At 67.9% G+C, this 10,267-nt stretch carries 10 protein-coding genes; 7 read left to right on the plus strand and 3 right to left on the minus strand.

Annotated features, from left to right (window positions below; all coding sequences use genetic code 11):
- Nucleotides 1-60: 60 nt before the first annotated feature.
- Entirely contained in the window at nt 61-261 is a 201-nt protein-coding gene (locus tag D6B71_RS22150) for an SHOCT domain-containing protein (protein WP_206051921.1), read from the minus strand.
- 162 nt (nt 262-423) lie between these two features.
- On the opposite strand from D6B71_RS22150, the gene D6B71_RS22155 reads away from it, so the two are divergent.
- From D6B71_RS22155 to D6B71_RS22175, 5 genes are all read left to right on the plus strand, one after another.
- A complete protein-coding gene (locus tag D6B71_RS22155) occupies nt 424-1,227 on the plus strand; it encodes a response regulator (protein WP_476739136.1) in 804 nt (267 codons plus the stop codon).
- A 194-nt stretch (nt 1,228-1,421) separates the two neighbouring features.
- On the plus strand, nt 1,422-2,351 hold the full coding sequence (locus D6B71_RS22160; RefSeq protein ID WP_240641640.1) for a sensor histidine kinase: 930 nt from the start codon (nt 1,422-1,424) through the stop codon (nt 2,349-2,351).
- 127 nt (nt 2,352-2,478) lie between these two features.
- Entirely contained in the window at nt 2,479-2,808 is a 330-nt protein-coding gene (locus D6B71_RS22165) for a thioredoxin domain-containing protein (protein WP_121258982.1), read from the plus strand.
- Nucleotides 2,801-3,742 carry a cytochrome c biogenesis CcdA family protein gene (locus D6B71_RS22170; RefSeq protein ID WP_121258986.1) on the plus strand — a complete coding sequence of 314 codons (942 nt, stop codon included), beginning with the start codon at nt 2,801-2,803 and terminating at the stop codon, nt 3,740-3,742. The genes D6B71_RS22165 and D6B71_RS22170 overlap by 8 nt, the downstream gene beginning before the upstream one ends.
- Before the next feature lie 14 nt (nt 3,743-3,756).
- Nucleotides 3,757-4,377, plus strand: a complete 621-nt coding sequence (locus tag D6B71_RS22175; RefSeq protein ID WP_240641641.1) for a peroxiredoxin family protein — start codon at nt 3,757-3,759, stop codon at nt 4,375-4,377.
- 335 nt (nt 4,378-4,712) lie between these two features.
- On the opposite strand, the gene D6B71_RS23665 is transcribed toward D6B71_RS22175, so the two are convergent.
- Nucleotides 4,713-5,099, minus strand: a complete 387-nt coding sequence (locus D6B71_RS23665) for a beta propeller repeat protein (RefSeq protein ID WP_240641642.1) — start codon at nt 5,097-5,099, stop codon at nt 4,713-4,715.
- Nucleotides 5,100-5,260: 161 nt separating this feature from the next.
- On the opposite strand from D6B71_RS23665, the gene D6B71_RS23670 reads away from it, so the two are divergent.
- A complete protein-coding gene (locus D6B71_RS23670) occupies nt 5,261-5,563 on the plus strand; it encodes a hypothetical protein (RefSeq protein WP_240641643.1) in 303 nt (100 codons plus the stop codon).
- 54 nt (nt 5,564-5,617) lie between these two features.
- Here D6B71_RS23670 and D6B71_RS22185 read toward each other — a convergent pair whose 3' ends face one another.
- Nucleotides 5,618-6,181, minus strand: a complete 564-nt coding sequence (locus D6B71_RS22185) for a DUF305 domain-containing protein (protein ID WP_121258984.1) — start codon at nt 6,179-6,181, stop codon at nt 5,618-5,620.
- Between the two features lie 812 nt (nt 6,182-6,993).
- On the opposite strand from D6B71_RS22185, the gene D6B71_RS22200 reads away from it, so the two are divergent.
- Nucleotides 6,994-10,095, plus strand: a complete 3,102-nt coding sequence (locus D6B71_RS22200) for a heavy metal translocating P-type ATPase (RefSeq protein ID WP_240641644.1) — start codon at nt 6,994-6,996, stop codon at nt 10,093-10,095.
- Nucleotides 10,096-10,267: the final 172 nt, after the last annotated feature.

Here is a 10,267-nt window from a genome sequence, read left to right on the forward strand (position 1 = left end):
CTCAGCAATCGGGAAGGCCGCACCCATCACCAGGTTGGACAACCTGGCTGGGCATCACACCTAGCGCGCTGACGCGCGGAGCACGCTGCTGCGGGCGTGGTATTCGTCCTCGCCGATCTCACCGCGAGCGAACCGCTCATCGAGGATCTGAATGGGGTCGCGGTGCTCTGGAGTTCGCTCGGCCGAGTCTCGCGTGCCGCGGAAGAGAGCGAGGACGGCGAAGACGACCAGCGCCCAGAACGCGACCATCGCGAGGGTCATGAGAATCCAACCGCCCCAGCCCGCGCCGTCGTGGTACCAACCCATCATGGTGTTCAGCTCCTTCGGTCTCCTTGGTGCTCCACGGTGTCCCGCTCACCCCTGCATGTTGGTCGCGTTCGTGTGAAGGTTCGTTGAAGAAGCGCCGGCCTGAGGTGCGCACCAGTGATTACCGGGCACCGCGCTGCCACTATGGCGGATATGAGCGATCGCATCACGGATGCCAACCCCGGTTCGCAGCCGGGAGGTTCGGCAGGTGCCTCCCGATCGTCCGGACTGCGGGCGATGGTGGTCGAGGATGAGCGGCAGCTCGCCGCCGTCCTCGGCAGCTACCTCGAGCGCGACGGGCTGGACGTGACGGTGGTCCACGACGGCCTCGACGCGGTCGAGAAGGCCCGGGCGGTGGACCCCGACGTCGTGGTGCTGGACCTGGGTCTACCGAGCCTGGATGGCATCGAAGTCTGTCGGCAGCTGCGGACCTTCTCCGATGCCTACGTCATCATGCTCACCGCTCGCAGCGAGGAGGTGGACACGCTGATCGGGCTGACTGTCGGTGCAGACGACTACATGACCAAGCCATTCAGCCCTCGCGAGCTGATGGCCCGCATCCAGGCGATGCTGCGTCGGCCGCGGCAGGCGGGCAATCCCGTCGATGACATACCTGACACGCGCACCTTCGGCCCGTTGGTGATCGAGCCGTTGGGGCGCGACGTCTGGCTGGAGGGGGAGCGAGTGGCATTGACGCGCACCGAGTTCGACCTCCTCGCCACGCTCTCGGAGCGGCCGCGGATGGCATTCAGTCGAGGTCAGCTCATCGAGGCTGTGTGGGGCGGCGCCTGGGTGGGCGACGAGCACCTGGTCGACGTCCACATCGGCCACCTTCGCCGCAAGCTCGGCGACGACGCCGCCGAGGGTCGTTTCGTGCGGACCGTTCGAGGTGTCGGCTACCGCATGGGCAGCGGCGAATGACGCACACCATGGCCCTCGTCGACACGCGAAGTCCCCGGCCGAGCTTCGCCGCCCGGCTCCTTGTCGCCCAGGGGCTGGTCCTGGTGGCGGGTGCCCTCACCACGTGGCTCGTGGCCTCCGCCGTCGGGCCCGCCATCTTCAGCAGTCACCTCCAGCGGGCCGGGGACACCCACACCGCCGCGGAGGCACGTCACGTGGAGGAGGCATTCGCTTCCGCCCTGCTGCTGTCGACCTCTCTCGCGCTGCTCGCCTCCGTGGTCGCCGCACTGGCGGTCTCGTGGTACTTCAGCCGCCGCGTCCAACGGTCGATACACAACGTGGCCGAGGCAGCATCGCAGATCGCCGACGGGCGGTATGACGCCCGCGTGCCGGACCCCGGCCTCGGCGGTGAGTTCTCCTCACTCGCCCTCACCTATGACCGGCTCGCGGAGAAGCTGGAGTCGACCGAGTCCACCCGGCGCAGCATGCTTGCCGACCTGGCGCATGAGATGCGCACACCCCTCGCCACGATCGACGCGCATCTGGAAGCCGTCGAGGACGGAGTGCGTGAGCTCGACGAAGACACACTGGGCGTCATCCGCGGGTCGACCGGTCGGCTGAGGCGACTCGCCGAAGACATGGCGGCCGTCTCGCGAGCGGAGGAGGAGGGGCTCGACGTCACGCTGCGACCGATGGAGGCGGCCGCGGTCGGCGAGGCCGCTGTCGAGATCGCGCGGGACCGCTACGCCGCCAAGGGCGTCCACCTCCACTCCGAGCTTGCGGACGCCGGCGAGGTACGGGTCGACGCGGACCGTTTCGGCCAGGTGCTCGGCAACCTGCTCGACAACGCCCTGCGCCACACGCCCGAGGCGGGAGCAGTCACGCTGACCTGCCGTCGGGTCGACCATTGGGTCGAGTACCGGGTGGCGGACACCGGGGAGGGCGTGACGGCTGAGCACCTGCCACACCTCTTCGACCGCTTCTACCGCGCCGACAGCGCACGCGATCGCGCCCACGGTGGTTCGGGAATCGGTCTGGCGATCGCGAAGGCGCTGGTGGAGGCACACGGCGGGGGCATCTCGGTGACCAGCGCCGGTCACGGACAAGGTGCCACTTTCACCGTTCGGATTCCCCGCCTGCACTAGTCCTGCGGCCCTCCCGCCCGGGACCTTTGTCCCGCCATCTTCAGGGAACCTTCACACAACCTCACCGCAATTCACCGAGCACGTCCCCGAGGCTGGAGGAGTCAAGCCATCCACCGTTGGGGGAGCCATGCCACTGCCCACGCCGTCACCCGGGCCGGTCCAGATCACCGTCGTGGAGAGCGAGGCGTGCCACTTCTGCGCGGACGCGCACGAGGCACTTGCCGCCCTTGCCGTCCGCTACCCGATGAGCGTGGAGTCGGTCGACGTGCGCGACGAGGCAGGGCGAGCGCTGATGGCCCTCCACCGCGCACCGATGAGCCCCTTGGTCCTCGTCGACGGCACCTACTTCAGCAGTGGGCGCCTCCCACGACGCAAGCTCGAGAAGCTCCTGTCCGCCCGCAACGCCGCCACCGGCCCCGTCACGGCGGCGATCGATGGCGTGGTGCGCCATGGGTGACCTCCTCACCACGGGTTCGGTGCTCGCCGCGTTCTTCGCCGGGGGCGTCGCACTGTTCGCGCCGTGCTGCATCGTCTTCCTGGCCCCCTCATACATGGCGGTCGCGGTGAAGAACCGCCGCTGGCGGCTGTTACCCCTCACGTTCGTCTTCGCCGCCGGGCTCGCCCTGGTGCTCGTGCCGATCACCCTCGGGATGAGCCTGGTCGCCTCAGCCATCGCCAACTACCACGCCCCGCTCTATTACGCCGGTGGCGCGCTGATGCTCGCCTTGGCGGCGCTGAGCCTGTCGGGGAAGATGATGAGCCTGCCGGGGTTCCTCCGCGCACCCGACACCGCCCGTGGCGACTCGGCGAGCTTCTTCGCCCTGGGTGTCTTCTCCGGAGTCGCGTCGAGTTGCTGCGCGCCCGTTCTCGCCGGCGTCATGGCGCTCTCGGCGTTGTCCGGATCCGCGATCGGTGGCATCACCCTCGGGCTCGCCTACACGTTCGGGATGGTCTTCCCGTTGTTCGTCATGGCGTTGCTGTGGGATCGCTATCGCCTGGGGGAGAAGCGCTTCCTGCGTGCCAAGCCGGTCCGGATCCGGATGGCGGGCAGGGTCTTGGCCACCAATACCGTCAACGTTGTCGTCGCCGCTGCGTTCGCAGTCATGGGCATCTTCGTCATCTACCTGGCCAACACCGGCCAGATGACCGGCGGCCCCGGGTTCCAGGTCGCCATGGGCAAGGGACTGGAGCGTGTCTTCACCCGCATCGAGGTCTGGACCGACCCGGTCCCCGAACCGGTCCTCGGTCTGGTGGTCCTCGCTCTGGCGTCGGTGTTCATCGTCGCCACCTTGCGCGACCGCCACCGTAGCGACGAGCACGCCGGCAGCCACGACGACGAGACCCATGGTTGCCACGTCCCCGCTGACGAGACCACCGTCCACGGCAAGTAGAGGGAGCAATGACCATGTCCACCAAGACCACCGGCCGTGCCGTACGGCGAGAGCGGGCCGAGGCAGTGATGGCGCAGCAGCGACGCGCCGAGCGCCGGATGCGGCTGATCATCTGGGGCGCTGTCCTGACCACGCTGGCCGGAATCGTGACCGCGATGCTGCTGACCTCCAAGCCGCAGTCGTCGACCGACGTGCGGAGCGCGACCGACTTCGCCCTCACCGACACCAGCGGCGCGAAGCACACCCTGGCCGGCCACCGCGGCGAGAACCTGCTGCTCTACTTCAGCGAGGGAGCCGGCTGCCAGTCGTGCCTGGTGCAGATGGGTGAGATCGAGAAGCGGGCGGAAGCGTTCGCAGCCGAGGACGTCACGGTGCTGCCCATCGTGATGAATACGCGCGAGCAGATCCTCGCCGACATGGAGATCAACGGCGTCACTACCCCGTTCCTGCTCGACGACGGCACCGTCTCCGACGCCTATGGGACCCTCGGCAAGGGCATGCACGCCGGACTGCCCGGCCACAGCTTCGTGCTCATCGACAAGACGGGCCAGCAACTCTGGTACGGCGAGTACCCATCGATGTGGCTCGACCCGGGCGAGCTGCTCGATGAGGTCCGCACGCGGTTGGCCGCTTGAGCACCCTCTGCGCGCTTCATGAAGGTTCGATGAAGAGCCCAGGCCCCTCATTCCGCTGATACCCGGCGGGGGTATGATCGTCCTCAGGACACACACCCCCGCTGGGTCTATGTCTTCGCGTGGCCGCGGAGGCCGAGGCCGCGATGACAGTGCTGCGGCTCGCCTCCTCGGTGTCCGGTCGGCCGCCGGCGAGGGATGCGACGGGGACAGCGACGGCGGTGGCCGTCGCCAGCGCCGCCACGCTGGCGAATCCTCCCGCGGCACGCCGCCGGGGTGCCCGGTGGGATCCACGGCGTGGGGGTATCGCTCTGCGCTTGCTCATCGTCTCGCGACCGTCACAGCACGCGGGACCAAGTGTCGCCATCATCGGTGGACTGGTAGACGGCTGTCTCGGTGGCGGCGTACCACCCGTGGTCGCTGATCGTGAAGGCGGCCGGTGCGCCATCGATCGTTCCGACCTCGCGCCAGTCTTGGCCGGTGTCGGTGCTGACCCGGACAACGCCGTCGGGGTCGATTCCCGCCAGGGTTCCGTCCGGAGTGGTGTCGAGGTACACCATGATCGGCCCGCCGAGCTCCCGGGACTCCCCGGTCCCGGCGTCGATGATCACGAGTTCGCCGTCGCCTTCGGTCGCGATCAGCGTGGCGCGGTCATCGACGGCCGCGACGCTGACCAGCCGACCTCTGGAGATCTCCTCGAAGCTCTTCCGGTCCTCGGTCCGCAAGAGGCGGCCTGAGGTGGCGTCGAAGGCATAGAGGGTGTCGCCGGCGGGTTCGAGGATGTGGAAGTCGGCCTGGCCTTGGAGTGCGAGTGGTGTCCAGGCCTTGCCTGCGTCTTGGACTCGATCAAGCCCAGGTGTGCGGGTAGGTTATCGCGAAGGTCCGGGTGACCGCTGCCGAGGAAGTTGCCAGGGCCTATGACGGTGAACGCCATCGTGTCCTGATACCGGTCGGCGACTCGGCTGGCCCGGCCGCTCTCGTCGACGTGGAAGAGCCCGAAGTGGGTGGCGACGTAGAGGCTGTCGTCGGCCGGGTCGACCCCGAGGCCGTGGATGTGCCGACGCTGGTGTCGTCGCCCGGGGGTGCAGTGGCCGGCGTGTCCTGGGCGCAGGCGCTGGTGAGGAGAGCGCCGCCAAGGAGGAGGACTGTGAGGACGACGTTGCGCTTCATGACGGCGGCTCCGAGTTGAGGGTCGGCGCCAGGCAGCTGGGGATCCCCGTGCTGCCTGGCAACAGTGTCGCAATCAGGACTTCAGCAGGTCCTGCATCATCTGGATCTCCTCCGTCTGCGTGGCCTCGATCTCCTCGGCCAGCTTGACCGACTCAGGGAACTCGCCCTCAGACAGCTCGGTCTTGGCCATCTCGATCGCGCCTTCGTGGTGCTCGATCATCATCGTGAGGAACATCTGGTCGAACTCGGCACCGGAGGCAGCCTCGAGGTCGGCCAGCTCGTCCTCGGTCATCATCCCGGCCATGTCATCGGACGACATATCGCTGTGATCCATGCCCGACATGCCCTCGTCGGGGACGTCCTCGCCCCACGACTCGAGCCAACCGGTCATCGTGTCGATCTCTGGACCTTGGGCCGCCTCGATGTCCGCGGCGAGGTCCTTGACCTCCTGGCTTTCGGCGCGTGCTGCGGCGACCTCGGCCATCTCGACGGCCTGCTCGTGGTGGGGGACCATCTGCTGTGCGAAGGTGACGTCGGCGTCGTTGTGCTCGGCGGCGGTGCCAGCGTCGTCCTCGTTGCCGCAGGCGGCGAGGGTCAGCGTGGCCGCGAGGGCGGCGGTGGTCAGGGTCTTGCGCATGGGTGATTCTCCATCTGTCTGAACGGGTCTGGGAAGGCGGAAGCCCGAGCCACCCGGCTGAGTGCCTCTTGGCGGATGCCCGTCAGCAGCGGATGACGGAAAGTTGGCGTAGGTCAGGGGGGTCACCGTCTCGCCCGATGAAGACGGGGTGCGGCCAGATCGGCATCAGGCGACGGAGGATGCGGATGGGCGTGCAACCCCGCACGCGCAGGAGCGCCATTGACAAGAGGAGTCCGGCGAGCACGGCCAGGTAAAGGGCAGCCAACCCCGTGCCCTCATCTCCGTCGCGCTCGTGAGTGCCGCGGCTGGCCGCCTGCAGATCAGAGGCCGTGGCGTCCGACCCGGAGTCCACCGTGCCACTCAGGCCATGGTGGGGTGCGGGGGCCCCCATAGACCACCATCACGTTCGCACCTTGGGGTGGAATCGCCACAGAGTGAGCCCCGGCGTTGGAGCCCCAGCCGTGTATCGACAACAGCCCGAACAAGGCGAAGGCGATGACCGCGAGCGGGAAGCGCGCCTCTTGTGCCCAGTAGGCAGTTCGAGGATTCCGCATGTGCTCGATCTTAGGCAGGCGATGGGTGGGGAGGAGGGTAAGCGGTTCGTGTAGCGCCTTGGCCGTAGGCGACCCAAGTGAGACCGGCGTCAAGAGTGACGCGCAGGTGATGCTTCCGCGCCGAGCGCAGGTCTCGGTCCTTCATCAGATCTTGATGTGATGTCCAACAGGGTTACATCTCAGCGGCGTTGAGTGAAGAGGTACCCACCCGGGGTATGTGAGCGGCTGCCGCGGCAGCCGGGAGGTGTGAACGCAGAGATGACTGTGCAGGATTGGCTCGTCGTGGGGGCAGCGGCTGCGTCGACTGCGCTGCTGGGGTGGTACTTCTTCGGCGCGAAGAGCAGCAGACGGGCGGACCTCGCCGATGGCGTACAGGTCGCCACCGTCACCGTGAAGGGCGGTTACAGCCCCAGCCTGGTCGAGGTGCAGGCCGGAATGCCCGTGCGGCTGCTGTTCGACCGGCAGGAGAGCGGCGATTGCTCCTCGCGGGTGGTGTTCCCGGACTTCAGGATCAACCAGACCTTGCCCGCCTACGCCACCACCTCGGTGGAGTTCACCCCGACCGAACCCGGTGACTATGAGTTCGCCTGTGGCATGAACATGCTGCACGGCCGCCTCCGCGTCGCGGCAGCGTCCGGCGGGACCTCTCGCAGCTCCGACCCCTCTGGCGCCACGGCTGTCCTCGCCAGGCCGGATGCGGCTGCCGGAGACGTCGAGCCAGCCGTCGACACCTTTGGCCCGGCAATCTCGGTGACCGATGTTCCACGAGCCGGTGGCGGATCGGTCGAGTCCGTGATGGACGAGGGCGTGCAGGTGGCCGAGGTGACCATAAGCGGCAGCTACCACCCGGACCGGGTCCGTCTGGTGGCGGGCGTGCCGACCCGATTGCGGATCACCCGTTCCGAGGACGGCCCGTGCTCGGAACGTTTCGTGATCCCTGACCTGGGTGTGAACCTGGCGGTGCCAGCCTTCGGGACCGCCGAGGTCGAGTTGCCGGCCCTGGATCCGGGGCAGCACAAGGAGTTCACGTGCGGGATGGGAATGTTGCACGGCACGCTTGACACGCTCGAGGTGGCCGTTGACGGGGGGTTTCCGGCGCAGACGGAGCCGGAGGGCGACGCCGAAGAGCGGGAGCGCGCCGCCGAGATCATGGATCTGCGCCGCCGGGTGATCTTTGGTGCGGTGTTGACGGCTCCGGTGCTGCTGGCGGTGATGCTCACCGAGTTCTTCAACGTCACCTGGGTGCCGGATCTGCTGATGAACCCCTGGCTCCAGCTGGCTCTGATCACCCCCGTGATGGGGTACACCGGCTGGCCGATCCACAAGACCGGCTGGCTGGCGCTGGCGCACCGCAGCGCCGACATGAACTCCCTGATCACGCTGGGCACGATCGCCGCGTTCGGCTACAGCCTGGTGGTGACGTTCGTCCCTGGCGTCCTGCCACAGGATGTCCGCGAGGTCTACTACGAGGCCGTCGGGGTCATCATCACTCTGATCCTGCTCGGCAGGCTCTTGGAGACCAAGGCCAAGGCGGGCACCGGGGAGGCGATCAGGACCCTGATCGGCCTGCAACCGCGGACCGCGCGGATCGTCCGAGACGGCATGGAGCTGGAGGTGGCCATCGACGACGTCAGACTCGGCGACCTAGTCGTGGTCCGACCCGGTGAGAAGCTGCCGGTGGACGGTGAGGTGTTGGAGGGCAGCTCGGCGGTCGATGAGTCGATGGTCACCGGGGAACCGATCCCGGTCACCAAGACGCCCGGGGACACCGTCATCGGGGCCACGATCAACCAGACCGGGTCATTCCGGTACACCGCCACCAAGGTCGGGGCCGACACGATGCTGGCCCAGATCATCAACCTGGTGCGCCAGGCCCAGGGGTCCAAGGCACCCATCCAGCGTCTGGTGGACAAGGTGTCCAGCTACTTCGTCCCCGCCGTCATCGGCATCGCGATCTGGACCTTCGTGGTCTGGGCGCTGGTCGGCCCGTCCCCGGCCTTCGTGTTCGCCCTCGTCGCGGCCGTCTCGGTGCTGATCATCGCCTGCCCCTGCGCGCTGGGACTGGCCACGCCGCTCTCGATCACCGTGGGCACCGGCAAGGGCGCCACCGCCGGGATCCTGATCCGGTCCGCGGAAGCGTTGGAGACCGCCCACAAGCTCGACACGGTCGTGCTGGACAAGACCGGAACGATCACCAAGGGCACGCCCGCGCTGACCGACGTACGACCCACCGCCGGAATGGATGAGGATCAGCTCCTCGCTCTCGTCGCCGCAGTGGAGCGTTCCTCCGAGCACCCCTTGGCCGCGGCCATCGTGGAAGGTGCCCGGGCCCGCGGCCTGGACCTTCCCGAGGTGACGGCCTTCGACTCCGTAACAGGACAAGGCGTACGCGCCCTCGTCGAGGGCCGGGAGGTGCTGGTCGGCAACCACCGGCTCCTCGCCGGGGCCGGTATCGACATCGAAGCACTCAACCACCACGCCCAGGACCTCGCTGCCGACGGCAAGACCCCGATGTTCGCCGCCGTGGACGGCGAAGCGGCCGGCGTGATCGGGGTCGCGGACACCCTCAAGGAGGGCTCCGCGGCCGCAGTGGCGGCGCTGGTGCACCGCGGGATCGAGGTCGTCATGATGACAGGCGACAACCGCGCCACAGCCGCGGCGATCGCCCGCCAGGTGGGAATCAGCCGGGTGGTGGCCGAGGTCATGCCCGAACACAAAGCACGGGAGGTCAAGCGCCTACAGGGCGAAGGTCGCATCGTCGGGATGGTCGGCGACGGCATCAACGACGCGCCCGCGCTGGCCCAGGCAGACGTCGGCTCCGCCATCGGTACCGGCACCGACGTGGCGATCGAGTCCTCCGACATCACCCTGATCTCCGGCGCGCTCTCCGGGCTCGTCACCGCAGTGGACCTCTCGCGCGCCACCATGCGCAACATCCGACAGAACCTGGTCTTCGCCTTCCTCTACAACGGCCTCGGAATCCCGATCGCCGCAGGCGCTCTGTACCCGACCTTCGGCTGGACACTGAGCCCCATGATCGCCGCAGGGGCCATGGCGCTGTCTTCCCTGTCCGTGGTCGCCAACGCCAACCGGCTGCGTGGCTTCACCCCACAACCAGTCCACGAAGTCGCCGACATTCCAGCCACCGACCCGGTGGTGGAGGTCGGAGGCGACGAAGAAGAGGAGACCATCATGTCCGAAACCCCGGCCCAGGTCACTGACCCCGTGTGTGGGATGAGTGTCGACCCGACATCCGCGGCAGCGTCCGCCGAGCACAGCGGCCGCACGTACCACTTCTGCTCCACCCACTGCGCCAACCAATTCCGAGACGCGCCCGACACGTACGCCAGCGCCAACTAGTGCCCCCAGCCGGACCCCACCCGCCTTCCGCGGGTGGGGTCCACCAGCGCGGCGATGATCCGTCGCCTGAGCCGACGCTTCTTCACCGAACCTTGACCTGATCTGGTTCGCAACTCTGAGGTTCCCCCCGGACCGTAGAGGCATCGACAATGAGGATCGAGATGCCAGAGAA

The sequence above is a fragment of the Nocardioides ferulae genome (assembly GCF_003660455.1).
In the GTDB taxonomy this organism is placed as follows: domain Bacteria; phylum Actinomycetota; class Actinomycetes; order Propionibacteriales; family Nocardioidaceae; genus Nocardioides; species Nocardioides ferulae.